Here is a 15,202-nt window from a genome sequence, read left to right on the forward strand (position 1 = left end):
AGGTCGCCTCTGGAACACCGCCCGCGCATCGCAATGCTGTTGAGTTAAGGATAGGGTTGCTCAATACATCCCCGGTGGCGAGCGAGCTTGCTCGCGCTGGGTTGCACAGCAGCCCCAAAAGCTTGCGCCGAGTTCGTTCTGAAAGACCGCAGTCGCTTTATTGGGTGCGCTTCGCGCCCCGGCGCGAGCAAGCTCGCTCGCCACGGGCCTCTCACTCGCCTCAAGCGTTTCTCAACGGAACCGTATTACCCGCGAATCGGCCCACGTCGATGCCAAGCCGCAGGAGTCTTCATGACCACGCCCACTACGACCACCGCCGAACCCCATGTCGAGGCCACGCGCATCCGTGAAGGCCTGCCTTTTCCGCTGGGTGCCACCTGGGACGGCCTGGGGGTCAACTTCGCGATCTTCTCGGCCAACGCCACCAAGGTCGAACTCTGCCTGTTCGACGATGCCGGCGAGGTCGAGCTCGAGCGCATCGAACTGCCGGAATACACCGACGAAATCTTTCACGGCTACCTGCCCGACGTCCATCCCGGGCTGATCTACGGCTATCGGGTGCATGGGCCGTACGACCCGCAGAACGGCCATCGCTTCAACCCCCACAAGCTGTTGATCGACCCTTACGCCAAGCAACTGGTGGGCCAGCTGAAATGGTCCGAAGCCTTGTTTGGCTACACCATCGGCCATCCTGACGCCGACCTCAGCTTCGATGAACGGGACAGCGCGCCCTTTGTACCCAAGTGCAAGGTGATCGACCCCGCGCACACCTGGGGCCGCGATCACCGGGTCAACGTGCCGTGGGACAAAACGATCATTTATGAGACTCACGTGCGAGGCATCAGCATGCGCCATCCGGCGGTGCCGCAAGCACTGCGCGGGACGTTCGCCGGGCTGATGGTCGACGACCTGCTGGAGCACATCCGCAAGCTGGGGGTGTCATCGGTGGAGTTGTTGCCGATCCATGCCTTCGTCAACGACCAGCACCTGCTGCACAAAGGCATGACCAATTACTGGGGCTACAACAGCATCGCGTTTTTTGCCCCCGACCCGCGCTACCTGGCCAGCGGCAAGATTGCCGAGTTCAAGGAAATGGTCGCGCACCTGCACGACGCCAATCTGGAAGTGATCCTGGACGTGGTCTACAACCACACCGCCGAAGGCAACGAACAAGGCCCGACCCTGTCCATGCGCGGGATCGACAACGTCTCGTACTACCGCTTGAAACCCGATGACAAACGCTTCTACATCAACGACTCCGGTACCGGCAACACCCTGGACCTGAGCCATCCCTGCGTGCTGCAGATGGTCACCGACTCCTTGCGCTACTGGGCCGGGGAGATGCACGTCGATGGCTTTCGCTTCGATCTGGCCACCATCCTTGGCCGCTATCACGACGGCTTCGACGAGCGCCACAGCTTCCTCGTCGCCTGTCGACAGGACCCGCTCCTGCGCCAGGTCAAACTGATCGCCGAGCCTTGGGACTGTGGCCCCGGCGGCTATCAGGTCGGCGGCTTTCCACCCGGTTGGGTGGAATGGAACGATCGCTTCCGCGACACCGTGCGCGCATTCTGGAAAGGTGACGATGGCCAGCTCGCCGATTTTGCGGCGCGCATGACCGCCTCCGGGGAAATGTTCAACCAGCGCGGTCGGCGGCCCTACTCCTCGGTCAACTTCATCACCGCGCACGACGGCTTCACCCTCAATGACCTGGTCTCCTACAACGACAAACACAACGAAGCCAACGACGAAAACAATCAGGACGGCAGCCAGCACAACCTGTCCTGGAACCACGGCGTCGAAGGCCCGACCGACAACCCCGGGATCAACGCACTGCGCCAGCGGCAGATGCGCAACTTCTTCGCCACCCTGCTCCTGGCCCAAGGCACGCCGATGCTGGTGGCTGGCGATGAGTTCGCCCGGACCCAGCACGGCAATAACAATGCCTACTGCCAGGACAGCGAGATCGGCTGGGTCAACTGGGACCTGAGCGACGACGGCAAGGCCTTGCTCAAGTTCGTCAAGCGCCTGATCAAGCTGCGCCTGAGCTACCCGATCCTGCGCCGGGGGCGATTCCTGGTCGGCAGCTACAACGAGGACATCGGCGTCAAGGACGTGACCTGGCTGGCACCCGATGGTAGCGAGATGTCGACCGAACAATGGCAGGACAGCCACGGTCGCTGCCTGGGCATACTGCTTGACGGTCGCGCCCAGGAAACCGGCATCCGTCGCAAGGGGGCCGATGCCACCTTGCTGCTGGTGGTCAACGCCCACCACGACATCGTCGACTTTTGCCTGCCCGAAGTGCCTGACGGTGGATTCTGGACCTGCCTGGTCGACACCCACCAACCCTCGATTCGTGGCCAGGAACGCTTCGCTTTCGATCACCCGTACGCCGTGACCGGCCGCTCGCTGCTGCTGTTCGAACTGCAACGCGAGGAGGATGAGTGAAACCCTACCCCTCGGGTCGCACCCAGTACAGTCCTTGAAAAAATACTGACCTGCATGCAGGCGGGGGCGACGAACCGCAGGGCATGGACAATACTCAACGTGCGGCAGTCCAGGGTCAGGATCGCTGAACCCCGGTACAACGAGTGCCACCCGATCTGTCGCCAGGACGTAGCCAGCAAGGCGGGTACGACAGATGACCACCCCGTACAAGGACGTATGACCATGAGCCCTACCCCTCTCGTCGACCGCCTGTTGCCTGGCCCCCTCTGCAACCCGCCCCCGCAAGCAGAGCACAGTGCATTCATCCGTCCCCGTTCCCTCCTCTATGCCTGCGTGCGTGCCTGGGTGATCACTGCGCGCGACGACACGGCCGCGCGCCCCTGGCTGAACTGCCGGCCACTGCATCGGTCGCATGGATACCCTGTTGCGGATTTCGAGGAGTGAACGTGAGCCCCGACTCAGAACAGCAATCGGCCCCCGCGGCCTCGACGGCGACCCATCGACTCCGGGTGCTCACCGTCAACACCCACAAGGGGTTTACCGCCCTCAACCGGCGTTTCATCCTTCCAGAGCTGCGTGAGGCCGTGCGCAGCACCGCGGCCGACCTGGTGTTCCTGCAAGAGGTGCTGGGCGAGCATGATCGCCACGCGGCGCGCCACAGCAACTGGCCATCGACCTCGCAGTACGAGTTTCTCGCCGACAGCATGTGGAGCGACTTTGCCTACGGACGCAACGCGGTCTACCCCGACGGTCATCACGGCAATGCCCTGCTGTCCCGCTACCCGATCCGTCATTACCGCAATCTGGACGTGTCCATCACCGGCCCCGAACGTCGCGGGTTGTTGCATTGCGTGCTCGATGTACCGGGGCACGCCGAGGTGCATGCGATCTGCGTGCACCTGAGCCTGCGGGAAAGCCACCGTCAGTTGCAGCTGGCCCTGCTCTGTCAGTTGCTTGAGTCGCTGCCGGGCGATGCGCCGGTGATCATCGCCGGCGATTTCAATGACTGGCAGCTTCAGGGCAACCTCACCCTGGCCCGGCGCGACGACCTGCACGAAGCCTTCGAGCGCCATCATGGGCGCCCCGCCAAAACCTACCCGGCGCGGTTTCCGCTGCTGCGCCTGGACCGCATTTACCTGCGCAATGCCAACAGTCACGAGCCGAAAATCCTCGGCAGCAAGCCCTGGACCCACCTGTCCGACCACCTGCCGTTAGCAGTCGAGGTTCATCTGTGAACCCGACGAAAGGCGTGAAATCAACGCTCGGCGGATGATTTTTTGGATAAACAACGGCTTATGGATTCGTCAATTTTCAGTCGTTTACATCACCTAATTTTGTCGTACCGCTCATCGTTCAATTTCTTGACGCGGAGCCTCGGGTCTTCTTAGCTAGTCCTTACTACCCCCGGAAGTATCTCCCTGGGGCAGGCCTCGACAACCCGTCACCACGGGCCGCCAGGGTTTGCCCCAATGAAATCGGTCGCCCCTCATTCGGGGTAGGAGGGACACCAAGACGAGAGACAGCATGCGATTGCAAGGTAGACCTCCATGACCACTTCACTCCGCCACCACGAATTCAAACTGACCCTGTACACCGTTTCGACTTCGCTACTGCTGTGTACCTCCATGGAGGTTCAGGCGTCGTCCGCCGAAGACGAGGCGACTCCCTGGTATCGGCAGGATGTCCCAACGTTCGCGTTCCCCGCCCCTGACGTGCCGCAGGGCGGGCACTTCATTCGCCAACCCGGCCTTGAAAACCAGCTTCTGACCATCGAGCAGGCGGCCCCGGCCGCCTGGCAACGGGTGTACGGCGAACCTGCCCGCCAGGCTGAGCAGGATGTACTCAATTCGCAGTTTTCCAGCACCGCCGGCCATCCGAGCGTCAAGAGCCCCGCGCTCTTGACCGTGCATGGCAATGGCGGCAGCACGCAGCGCATGGGACTGGTGGGTGGAGCCCAACAGATCCAGGGCAACAGCAGCGGCACGCTGATCGGCCCGGCACTGGCCAACCCGCACACCGACAGCCTCAACGTCGCAGGCGAAAACCTGGGCGCCTACTGGAGCCTGACCGGTGCCAGCGGCTGGCACGTGGACTTGACCGCCAGCGGTGGCCGGGTCAGCGGCTACAGTCGCAACAGCCAGGGTGACCGCCAAGCCACCGAAGGCCGGGCAGTGACCTTGTCGGTCGAGGGTGGATTCCCCATTGGCATCAGCAAGAACTGGGTGATTGAACCCCAGGCACAATTGATCAACCAGCGCATCAGCCTGGAGGCCAGCAACACCGGCAACGATGCCCCCTCCAGTGACCTGAATTCCTGGAGCGGCCGCGTCGGTGCACGCTTGAAAGGTAGTTACGACATCAATGGCCTGCCGGTCGAACCCTACGTGCGCACCAACCTGTGGCACACCGTCAACACCAGCGCCGCGGTCACCCTGGACCAGGTCGACAAGATCAGCAGCAGTCGCAACTCATCCATGGTGGAACTGGGTTTTGGGCTGGTGGCCAAAGTCTCGCCGACCGTCAGCCTGTACGTCAGCGCCGACTACAGCAGTGACGTGGACGACAACGACCTGAACGGGTTGATCGGCAGTCTTGGCGTGCGGATGCGCTGGTGAACCGGCACCGCCCGGTCCTGCCGGTCATCCTGGATGCCGGCAGGGCCCGCGGACGTTGCACCCGCGCTTCACCTCCGTACTTCAGGTGACGAACTCACCCTCCGGGCGCAGGATCAGCACCGCCAGTGGCGGCAGGTTCAACACCAGTGACAGGGCCTGGCCATGACTGCCCTCCTCTTCGGCCACCACGCCGCCCGCGTTGCCGTAGTTGGAACCGGCATAGATCCCCGCATCGCTGTTGATCAGCTCATTCCAGCGTCCGGCGAACGGCACCCCTACCCGATAAGCCGGCCGGGGCACGGGAGTGAAGTTGGCCACCACCAGCACCGGCCGCCCGTCCTTGCTCCAGCGCAGCCAGGCGTAAACGCTGTTGATTGCATCGTCACCGATCAACCATTGGAAGCCTTGTGGCACGTCGTCCTGTTCATGCAGCGCCGGTTCCTGCCGGTACAACTGGTTGAGATCGCTCACCAGTTTTTGCACGCCACGGTGCTCCGGGTATTGCAGCAGGTACCAATCGAGTTGCTGGTCGTGATTCCACTCGCGCCACTGGCCGAACTCGCAACCCATGAACAACAGCTTCTTGCCCGGATGGGCCCACATGAAACCGAGGTAAGCCCGCAAGTTGGCGAACTTCTGCCAGCGATCGCCGGGCATCTTGTCGATCAACGAATGCTTGCCGTGTACCACTTCGTCATGGGAGATCGGCAGGATGAAGCGCTCGGACCAGGCGTAGACCAGGCCGAAGCTCAGTTCGTTGTGGTGATGGGCGCGGTACACCGGATCCTGTTGGATGTAGTGCAACGAATCGTGCATCCAGCCCATGTTCCACTTGTAGTCGAACCCCAGCCCTCCATGTTCGGTGCTCTGGCTGACCCCCGGCCAGGCGGTGGACTCTTCGGCAATCACCAGGGCCCCCGGTGCTTCCAGGTCGATCACATCGTTGAGGTGGCGGACAAAATCGATGGCCTCCAGGTTCTCCCGTCCGCCATGGCGGTTGGGTACCCACTCGCCGGCCTTGCGCGAGTAGTCGCGGTAGAGCATCGACGCCACCGCGTCGACCCGCAGCCCGTCGACATGGAAATGCCTGAGCCAGTGCAACGCCGACGCCAGCATGAAACCATGCACCTCAGTGCGACCCAGGTTGTAGATCAGGGTGTCCCAGTCCTGGTGAAAGCCTTCCTGCGGGTTGCCGTACTCGTACAGTGCCGTGCCATCGAACTGCGCCAGGCCGTGGGTATCGGTGGGAAAGTGCGCGGGCACCCAGTCGAGGATCACGCCAATCTCGGCCAGGTGGCAGGCATTGACGAACGCGGCGAAGTCATCGGCCGAACCGTAGCGGGCGCTCGGGGCAAATTGCGCCAGTGGCTGATAGCCCCAGGAACCACCGAAAGGATGCTCCATGATCGGCATCAACTCGATGTGGGTGAACCCCAGGGTCTTCACGTAAGGGATCAGGCGTTCGGCAAGCTCTGCCCAGTTGTACTGGCGAGCGACTTCGCCGGCATCGTCGACTTCGCACTGCCAGGAACCGGCGTGCAATTCATAGATCGACAACGCCGCGCTGGACCGTTGACGCTCGCCGCGGCGTTGCATCCAGTCCGTGTCCTGCCAGTCGATGGTCAAGGGCGCGGCAACTTTCGACGCCGTGTCGGGGGGCATCTGGGTGGCCAGCGCCATGGGGTCGGCCTTGAGCGGCAGGATCCCGTGGGCGCCGAGGATTTCATACTTGTAGGCTTCTCCTGCCTGCAGGCGTGGAATGAACACCTCCCAGACCCCGGACGGATGACGCAGGCGCATCGGATGGCGGCGACCATCCCACACGTTGAAATCACCGACCACCGAGACCCGGCGCGCGTTGGGGGCCCAGACCGCAAAGCGCACACCGTCCACACCGTCGACGGTCTTCAGTTGTGCGCCCAGGCAGGCGCTGAGTTCCCGATGGTTGCCTTCGGCAAACAGGTACAAGTCCATCTCGCCCAGCAACGGACCAAAACTGTAGGGATCCTCTGCGGTCTGTTCGCCGCCGGCCCATTGGGTGCGCAACAGGTAAGCCTGTGCCCGGTCGAAATGGCCGACGAACAACCCGGGTACTTCGGTGGTCTCCAGGCTACCAAGCTGCTCACCGGAATCGCGGGCGATCACCTGCACGCTCAAGGCGTCCGGCAGGTAGGCCCGAATGAACTGGCCGCCCGCGTCGTCGGCATGGGGGCCGAGTATCGCAAACGGATCCTGGTGTTCGGCGCGCACCAGCGCCTCGATGTCCCGCGCCGCCGGAAGCAGCGCCTCTTTCACATGTCCCCGCTCTTTCATGACAGCTCCTTCATGACAGCTCTGCACCGTCTTCAGAAAAGGGTTCCAGGCCACTCAACAACCCGTACAAACCGTGCAACGGCACGGCCAACCAACCGGGACGATTTTCAGCTTCATACACCACTTCATAGGCCGCCTTCTCCAGGCTGAACAGCGCCAGCGCGGCGTCTTCAGCCTCGGGATCCTGCCAGGCATGCTCAAGACTAGCTGTCGCGCGCCGGTACGCCCGGATAAATGCCTCCCGGGATTCACGCACATAACGTTGCGTCACACGCTGACGTGCGCCTTCGACCTGCACGCTGCTGTCAGCGCCCTGCCCGCCGCGTGCCGTGGCAGCCGCGTAATCAAACGAACGCAGCACGCCACTGACATCCTTGTAGGGACTGTGCTTGCCCCTGCGCTCATGCAAGGGACGCGCCGGCTCGCCTTCGAAGTCGATCAGGTAGGCATCGCCCTTGATCACCAGCACCTGTCCCAGGTGCAGGTCACCGTGGACCCGCATGCGCAATCCGCCCACGGTTTTTTGTGCCAGTGCCTGAATGTGCTTGAGGATCGCCTTTTTCTGCCCCAGCAAACGCCCCGCCAGCACCCGATCCATCGGGCTCAGCGCGGCCTGGTGCTGCGCCAGCTGTTGCAAGGCACTCTCCAGTTGTCGCGCAACCGCCTTGGCCTGCGCCTGTTGGTCCTTGGGCGTGCTGACCTGGGAACCGAAGGCCGGGTCGTCGCTGGGCGCTGCCAGCACCTGGTGCATTTCCCCCAGGCGCCGCCCCAGCATAGCGGCGAATTCTTTCAGTTCGCCGAGCGCGTTGTAGTGCCGTTCCTGTTCGGACACGGCATCGGCCAGTTCATCGCGGATCGCCCGTTCCAGGTTGCTCTGGGTCCACTCCCAGGCATCGCCCTGATTGCTCAGATAGCCTTGGGCGATCATCAACAGCGTGTCTTGACCCTGCCCGTCGCGGCGCACCACCGAACCTAGCAATGGCGAGATATGACGGAATCCGGCCGCCGTCAGGTACCCCCCCATCTCCCGCTCCGGATGCACGCCGGCGGCGACCTGGCGAATCAGCTTGAGCACCAGGCTGGCGCCGATTACCACCGAGCTGTTGGACTGTTCGGCCGTCAAGTAGCGCACCGGCGATTCGGCGTTCAGTCCCAGCTTCGCCAGCCCCGGGGTGGGTTCAAAGCGTATCTCGCCGTCGTCCAATGCCAGCACGGTCTGCGTCTGCATCGCCTGCAACACGGCATGGACAAAACTGTCGAGGCTGAACGCGTCGGTCATCAACCCCACCTGCGGCCCTCGGCGGACACGGGACAGGGCCAACTGTTGCGGCAAGGCCGTCGCCACCTGGTCCTCGGCCAGGAAACCGAAAGGCAACTGGTAGCGACTGCTCACCCCGTTGCCGGTGACCTCGATTTCGCTGAGCAGCACCGGATGCTGCGGATCGCCAAAGCGCACACCATAAGCAATGTGCACGCTGTCGATACGGCTGCCCTTGCCGGCGAACCAACGTCGATTGTGCAGCCAGCTCGGCAGCACCTCCTGCTCCAGAAGGGTGCGTGAAGGGGCCTCGAGCAACTCCTCCATGCGCTGTTTCAGCACAAGGGTGGTGAAATCCGGCAGGCTCTGCGCCGGCTCCACGTGCCAGCTAGGCATCTGGTTCTCGCTGGCCAGCACGAACCAGTGGAAGCCATAGGGTGCCAGGGTCAGGAGAAAGTTCAGCTGGCCTATGGGCGGGAACGCATTGCCGCCAAGCATCTCCACCGGGACCATGCCGGCAAACGCCGACAGGTCCAGTTCCGCCGCCTGGGCACTGCGCGAAACGTTGGCCACGCATAGAATGATTTCCGGCTTGCCGTCTTCACCGGTGTATTCGCGCGTATAGGCCAGAATCCGTCGATTGCTCGGTGACAGCATCTTCAGGCTGCCGCGGCCGAACGCCTTGGAATGTTTGCGAACGGCCAGCATGCGCCGGTTCCAGTTCAACAACGAATGAGGGTCGCCGGCCTGGGTTTCGACATTGACCGACGGGTAGCCGTACAGCGGGTCCATGATCGGTGGCAGCACCAGGCTGGCCGGGTCGGCCCGGGAGAAACCGCCGTTGCGATCAATCGACCATTGCATGGGGGTGCGCACCCCGTCACGGTCCCCCAGGTAGATGTTGTCGCCCATGCCGATTTCGTCGCCGTAGTACAGGGTCGGCGTGCCCGGCATCGACAACAGCAGGCTGTTCAACAGCTCAATGCGCCGCCGATCGCGCTCCATCAAAGGGGCCAGGCGCCGGCGAATGCCCAGGTTGATCCGCGCGCGACGGTCGGCGGCGTAGTAGTTCCACAGGTAGTCGCGCTCTTTGTCGGTGACCATCTCCAGGGTCAGCTCATCGTGGTTGCGCAGGAAAATCGCCCATTGGCAGTGGGCCGGGATTTCCGGGGTCTGGCGCAGGATATCGGTGATCGGAAAACGATCTTCCTGGGCCAGCGCCATGTACATGCGCGGCATCAGCGGGAAGTGGAACGCCATGTGGCATTCGTCGCCATGATCGCCGTGGGTGTCGCCGAAGTACAACCGGGTGTCCTCGGGCCATTGGTTGGCTTCGGCCAGCAGCATGCGGTCAGGGTAATGGGCGTCGATCTCGGCGCGGATATGCTTGAGCACCGCGTGGGTCTCGGGCAGGTTCTCGTTGTGGGTGCCGTCCCGCTCGATCAGGTAGGGAATGGCGTCCAGGCGCAAGCCGTCGATGCCCATGTCCAGCCAGTAGTGCATCACCGACAGCAGCGCTTTCATGACCTTGGGGTTATCGAAATTGAGGTCCGGCTGGTGCGAATAGAAGCGGTGCCAGAAGTACTGGCCGGCCACCGGGTCCCAGGTCCAGTTGGACTTTTCGGTGTCGAGGAAGATGATCCGGGTACCGTCGTATTTTTGATCGTCATCGGACCAGACATAAAAGTCCCGTGCCGCCGAACCGGGCTTGGCCTTGCGCGCCCGCTGGAACCAGGGGTGTTGGTCGGACGTGTGGTTGATGACCAGCTCGGTGATCACCCGCAGCCCGCGCTTATGGGCCTGGGCAATAAACCGCCTGACGTCGGCCAGGGTCCCGTAGTCGCTGTGCACGCCCCGGTATTCGGCGATGTCGTAGCCGTCATCGCGCCGTGGCGAGGGGTAGAACGGCAACAACCAGAGGGTGTTGACGCCCAGGTCGGCGATGTAGTCGAGCTTGGCGATCAAGCCGGGAAAGTCACCGATCCCATCGTTGTTGGCATCGAAATAGGATTTCACGTGCAGTTGATAGATCACCGCGTCCTTGTACCAGAGCGGGTCATTGCTGAAGGTGGCTGACCTCGTTTTCTTCGCCATGGGCAACTCCCATCGATGAGTGATCATCAAACCGATATGCGCCAGATCCCGAATGGCTGATGCCAGGGTTCGATGCGCATGAACTGATACTTGCCGTGCCAGTCCCAGCGATGACCGTTCATCAAGTCCTCGCCGTGGGTGGTCGCGTCACCCGGCAAGCCCATCTCCCACAACGGCAACTCGAAATTCGCCTCCTGGGCGTTATGCGGATCCAGGCTGACCGCCACCAGAATGAAATTGCTGCCGTCCGCGCTGCGCTTGCCGAAATACAAAATATTGTCGTTCCACGCGTTATAGACCTTCAGGCCCAGATGCGTATGCAGCGCCGGGTTCTGCCGGCGAATGCGATTGAGCTGGGCGATCTCGGCGATGATGTTGCCCGGCGCATTGAAGTCGCGAACGCGGATCTGGTACTTCTCCGAGTCCAGGTACTCCTCCTTGCCCGGCACCGGCGCCGATTCGCACAGTTCAAAGCCCGAATACATGCCCCACAGGCCCGAGCCCATGGTCGCCAGGACGGCGCGGATCAGAAATCCGGCACGGCCCGAGGCGTGCAGGAACTGCGGATTGATGTCCGGGGTATTGACGAAAAAGTTCGGTCGGTAGCACTCGCGCCACGGCGACTGGTTCAGTTCGGTGAGATAGGTCGCCAGCTCGTGCTTGGTGTTGCGCCAGGTGAAATAGGTGTAGCTCTGGGAGTAACCGACCTTGCCCAGGCGCGCCATCATCGCCGGCGTGGTGAAGGCCTCGGCGAGGAAGATCACCTCGGGGTACAGCGCCCGTACATCGCCAATCAGCCATTGCCAGAACGGCAAGGGCTTGGTGTGCGGGTTGTCGACCCGGAACAGCTTCACCCCCTCCTTCACCCAGCCCACCACAATGTCGCGCAGCTCCAGCCACAGACCGGGAACTGCATCGTGGGTATAGAAGTCGACGTTGACGATGTCCTGGTACTTCTTCGGCGGGTTCTCGGCGTATTTGATCGTGCCGTCCGGGCGCCAGTTGAACCAGCCCGGATGCTGCTTGAGCCAGGGATGGTCCTGGGAGCACTGAATGGCGAAGTCCAGGGCAATCTCCAGCCCATGGTCGGCGGCCGCGGCTACCAGGCGCCGGAAATCCTCGCGGCTGCCCAGTTGCGAATGAATGGCCTCGTGCCCGCCCTCATCGCTGCCGATGGCATAGGGACTGCCGGGGTCATCGGGACCGGCCACCAGGGCATTGTTGGGGCCTTTGCGAAAGCTGTGTCCGATGGGGTGGATCGGCGGGAAATACAACACGTCGAAGCCCATGTCCTGGATCATCGGCAGGCGCGAGTGCACATCGTCGAAGGTGCCGTGCCCGGTGGGATCGTCGGTGATCGAGCGGGGAAACAGCTCGTACCAGCTGGCGAATTGCGCACGGGTGCGCTCCACGTCCAGCGGATACTCGGGGCTGAGGCTGATGTAGGGGCGTTGATCGGCCGCCGCCATCAATGCGGCGCTGCGCGGATGCACAAACAGCGCCACCTGCTCGGCTTCCAGCAAGCCCGACAGCTCCTGGTGCAGGGCGACAAGTGCTTCACCCACAGCCCCTTCACTGCGCTGCGAGGCGTGCTGCACCAGGTTGCGGCCTTCCTGCAGTTCCAGGCTGATCGACACGCCGCCCAGGTGCTTCTTTTCCAGCTCATGACAGAAAGTGGCGAACGGGTCGAGCCAGGCCTCGATACAAAACCAGTAGTACCCGGGCGCCGCGACCTTGAACTGGCCTTGCCAGCGGTTGTTACCCAGGTTGCTCATCACTTCGCTTTGCCAGCACTCATCGGCGTCATTGCGCCAGCGCACGCGCACCGCGAGCCGGTCATGACCGTCGGCAAACACCTTGCTCGTCACGGTCACCACCTGCCCTTCGATGGCCTTGACCGCAAACTGGCCGCCATCGATCACCGGCGTGGTGTCCTCGATCGCAATGCGCGGCAGCAACAGCGCCTGTGACAGCGGCAGTTGCGGGTTGTAGTTGAGTTCCGTCGGTTTCCCAGTCGTCATCGAGCATCCCCCCTTACGCCCCGTGGACGCGCTAGTGGCCAGTCGTGTCCTGCCTGCGGACCCTGCTTAAGATTCCGAGCACCGGACGTCGGGCAAAGTTCAGTCGAATCCGCACCGGGCCGATGGAATCAATGCGCAGGCGCGGTGGTCCATCGGATAAGCCAAGCACAAAAGAGGCCACACCGATGAGTATTCCGATCCCGCCTGAAACGCCCGATCCGAACATTGATCAACCCATCCTGCCGCCGGACGAGCCAACGCCCGAGCCCGAGCCCGAGGAGGATCCGCTACCACCCGGCCCGCCACTGCCAGCGGGCGACCCGCCGAGTGAAGAGCCGCCCGCCAGGGCATACAAGCCTGGCCGATTATCCGCCCCGCTGGTGACGATCCGATGTCAGCTCGCCGGCCATCGGAAAGAGGCACTGGCCACTGATCGACGGCACCGAACCACGGTGCCAGATGTGCGTCCCAAGGGATAAGATCGGCTAAGAAACGGAGAATCCCATGACGGTACGCATCGACCATCAGACCTGTTTTTTCATCACCGAAAACGGCGAAGAGATTCGCCTGGCACCCGACGTGACCCTCATCACCGACGATCAGACATTGATGCCGGCGGTCGACCTCGATGGCCTGCGGTTCTACATCACCGAAGCAGAAGCCGACGCATTGACCGTAGCAGGCGCCGTCGACGAGCGCACACGCCTGTAGCCCGGCGGCGGTGATTCGGTGATTTACCTGACGCAGATCACGGACACCGGCAGCGCCCTGATATAGGAGCGGCTACCGCGCCTGGCGGGGTGCATCAAGTTGTCGCAGGGGGCACCCGCAGGCCCATCTGATCCGCTTTTTAATCCAATACCTGAGTCTGTTATGCAAACAGTTCGGCGCTCATAGTTCACTGGCCTGATGGAGGCTGATGAGCGAAAGACCATGAGCGATAAAATTCCCGTCCGATTAGTAGAAACATTCGAGCCTTCGCGTCCAAAGATGAAGGCCAAATCCAGCGACAACCAGATTCACACCCGAAGCTTCACCGGTTTGTTCCGCAATTTGCGCCTTGGTGGTGCGGGTTTTCTGTTTCTGGCGTTTTTTGGCACCGTGTGGCTGAACTGGGGCGGGCGACAAGCCGTGCTCTGGGACCTTTCGCAAAGCAAATTCCACATCTTTGGCGCGACCTTCTGGCCACAGGATTTCATCCTGCTCTCGGCGCTGTTGATCATCTGCGCCTTTGGCCTGTTCGCGATCACCGTATTCGCCGGACGCGTGTGGTGCGGCTACACCTGCCCGCAAAGCTCGTTCACCTGGCTGTTCATGTGGTGCGAAAAGGTTACCGAGGGCGAACGTAACCAAAGGATCAAGCTGCAGGCCGCGCCCTGGAGCCTGGACAAGCTGCTGCGCCGCTCGGCCAAACACACGATGTGGCTGGCCATCAGCATCCTCACCGGCCTGACCTTTGTCGGTTACTTCACCCCTATCCGCCCGCTGGCGACTGAACTGCTGACCTTGCAAATGGGCGGCGTGAGCCTGTTCTGGGTGTTGTTCTTCACCGGCGCCACCTACATCAACGCCGGCTGGCTGCGTGAAGCGGTGTGCATGCACATGTGCCCGTATGCGCGGTTCCAGAGCGTGATGTTCGACAAGGACACCCTGACCATTTCCTACGATGCGGCCCGTGGCGAACATCGCGGCCCGCGCAAGCGTGACGTGAAACCGGCCGAAGCCGGCCTGGGCGATTGCATCGACTGCCAGCTGTGCGTGCAGGTCTGCCCGACCGGCATCGACATCCGCGACGGCTTGCAGATGGAGTGCATCGGTTGTGCGGCCTGTATCGACGCCTGCGATTCGATCATGGACAAAATGGGCTACGCCCGTGGCCTGATCAGCTATACCTCCGAGCACGAGTTGCAAGGGGGCAAGACCCACCTGCTGCGGCCGCGCTTGATCGGCTACACCGCCGTGCTGCTGGTGATGATCGGTGCGCTGGTGCTGGCGTTGATGGAGCGGCCCATGGTGTCGCTGGACGTGAGCAAGGACCGGGGCCTGTTCCGGGAGAACAGCCAGGGGCAGATCGAGAACATCTACAGCCTCAAGGTCATCAACAAGACTCAGCAGCGCCAGGACTATCACCTGTCGTTGGTGGAGAGTGAAGGCTTCCAGTTGCAGGGGCGCACCGAACTGAGCCTGGCGCCGGGCGAGATTCTCGACGTGCCGGTGTCGGTGGCCATGACCACCGACCAGGCGCAGAGCAGTTCACAGAAGATCACCTTCAAGATCACCGACAGTGACGAGCCGCAGATCTTCAGCGAAGCGAACAGCCGGTTTGTTGCGCCGATGAATCGTTGAGCCTTTAAACTCTATGGCCCGTCAGTGAGCTTCCGGTTGAGCAAAATCATTGTAGCGAGGGGGCTTGCCCCTTCATTCGTTCATACCGGTCGATCCGACACGCA

Annotated in this window: 8 protein-coding genes; 5 read left to right on the forward strand and 3 right to left on the reverse strand. The window is 62.3% G+C overall.

Annotated elements, in window-relative coordinates; translation table 11 throughout:
* Positions 1-291 precede the first annotated feature (291 nt).
* The 3 genes from glgX (at position 292) to CKW25_RS00630 (ending at position 5,066) form a co-directional block, all read left to right on the forward strand.
* The gene (gene glgX / locus CKW25_RS00615) at positions 292-2,451 is read left to right on the forward strand and encodes a glycogen debranching protein GlgX (protein WP_095077097.1); all 2,160 of its coding nucleotides are present in this window, start codon (positions 292-294) and stop codon (positions 2,449-2,451) included.
* 446 nt (positions 2,452-2,897) lie between these two features.
* Positions 2,898-3,686, forward strand: coding sequence for an endonuclease/exonuclease/phosphatase family protein (locus CKW25_RS00625; protein ID WP_095077099.1), 789 nt, complete (start codon positions 2,898-2,900; stop codon positions 3,684-3,686).
* Between the two features lie 312 nt (positions 3,687-3,998).
* Complete coding sequence (locus CKW25_RS00630) at positions 3,999-5,066, forward strand: autotransporter outer membrane beta-barrel domain-containing protein (protein ID WP_095077100.1); 1,068 nt, start codon at positions 3,999-4,001, stop codon at positions 5,064-5,066.
* 81 nt (positions 5,067-5,147) lie between these two features.
* On the opposite strand, the gene glgB is transcribed toward CKW25_RS00630, so the two are convergent.
* The 3 genes from glgB to CKW25_RS00645 are packed head-to-tail and all read right to left on the reverse strand — an operon-like array spanning position 5,148 to position 12,752.
* Positions 5,148-7,379 carry a 1,4-alpha-glucan branching protein GlgB gene (glgB, locus tag CKW25_RS00635; RefSeq protein WP_095077101.1) on the reverse strand — a complete coding sequence of 744 codons (2,232 nt, stop codon included), beginning with the start codon at positions 7,377-7,379 and terminating at the stop codon, positions 5,148-5,150.
* A 10-nt stretch (positions 7,380-7,389) separates the two neighbouring features.
* Positions 7,390-10,731: a maltose alpha-D-glucosyltransferase gene (gene treS, locus CKW25_RS00640; protein WP_095077102.1), complete on the reverse strand. Its 3,342-nt coding sequence runs from the start codon at positions 10,729-10,731 to the stop codon at positions 7,390-7,392.
* A 26-nt stretch (positions 10,732-10,757) separates the two neighbouring features.
* Complete coding sequence (locus tag CKW25_RS00645) at positions 10,758-12,752, reverse strand: alpha-1,4-glucan--maltose-1-phosphate maltosyltransferase (protein WP_095077103.1); 1,995 nt, start codon at positions 12,750-12,752, stop codon at positions 10,758-10,760.
* Between the two features lie 504 nt (positions 12,753-13,256).
* Between CKW25_RS00645 and CKW25_RS00655 the strand changes: the two genes are divergently transcribed.
* Positions 13,257-13,463, forward strand: coding sequence for a DUF3203 family protein (locus tag CKW25_RS00655; RefSeq protein ID WP_095077105.1), 207 nt, complete (start codon positions 13,257-13,259; stop codon positions 13,461-13,463).
* A gap of 222 nt (positions 13,464-13,685) precedes the next feature.
* Positions 13,686-15,098, forward strand: coding sequence for a cytochrome c oxidase accessory protein CcoG (gene ccoG / locus CKW25_RS00660; protein WP_095077106.1), 1,413 nt, complete (start codon positions 13,686-13,688; stop codon positions 15,096-15,098).
* The last annotated feature ends 104 nt before the right edge of the window (positions 15,099-15,202 follow it).

The organism is Pseudomonas sp. Irchel s3h17 (assembly GCF_900187505.1).
GTDB lineage: Bacteria > Pseudomonadota > Gammaproteobacteria > Pseudomonadales > Pseudomonadaceae > Aquipseudomonas.

Excerpts from the sequence above, each read along its gene's own strand:
- ccoG (WP_095077106.1), top strand. The coding sequence starts at position 13,686 with ATGAGCGATAAAATTCCCGTCCGATTAGTAGAAACATTCGAGCCTTCG.
- glgB (WP_095077101.1), bottom strand. The coding sequence starts at position 7,379 with ATGAAAGAGCGGGGACATGTGAAAGAGGCGCTGCTTCCGGCGGCGCGG.
- CKW25_RS00645 (WP_095077103.1), bottom strand. The coding sequence starts at position 12,752 with ATGACGACTGGGAAACCGACGGAACTCAACTACAACCCGCAACTGCCG.
- treS (WP_095077102.1), bottom strand. The coding sequence starts at position 10,731 with ATGGCGAAGAAAACGAGGTCAGCCACCTTCAGCAATGACCCGCTCTGG.
- CKW25_RS00655 (WP_095077105.1), top strand. The coding sequence starts at position 13,257 with ATGACGGTACGCATCGACCATCAGACCTGTTTTTTCATCACCGAAAAC.
- glgX (WP_095077097.1), top strand. The coding sequence starts at position 292 with ATGACCACGCCCACTACGACCACCGCCGAACCCCATGTCGAGGCCACG.
- CKW25_RS00630 (WP_095077100.1), top strand. The coding sequence starts at position 3,999 with ATGACCACTTCACTCCGCCACCACGAATTCAAACTGACCCTGTACACC.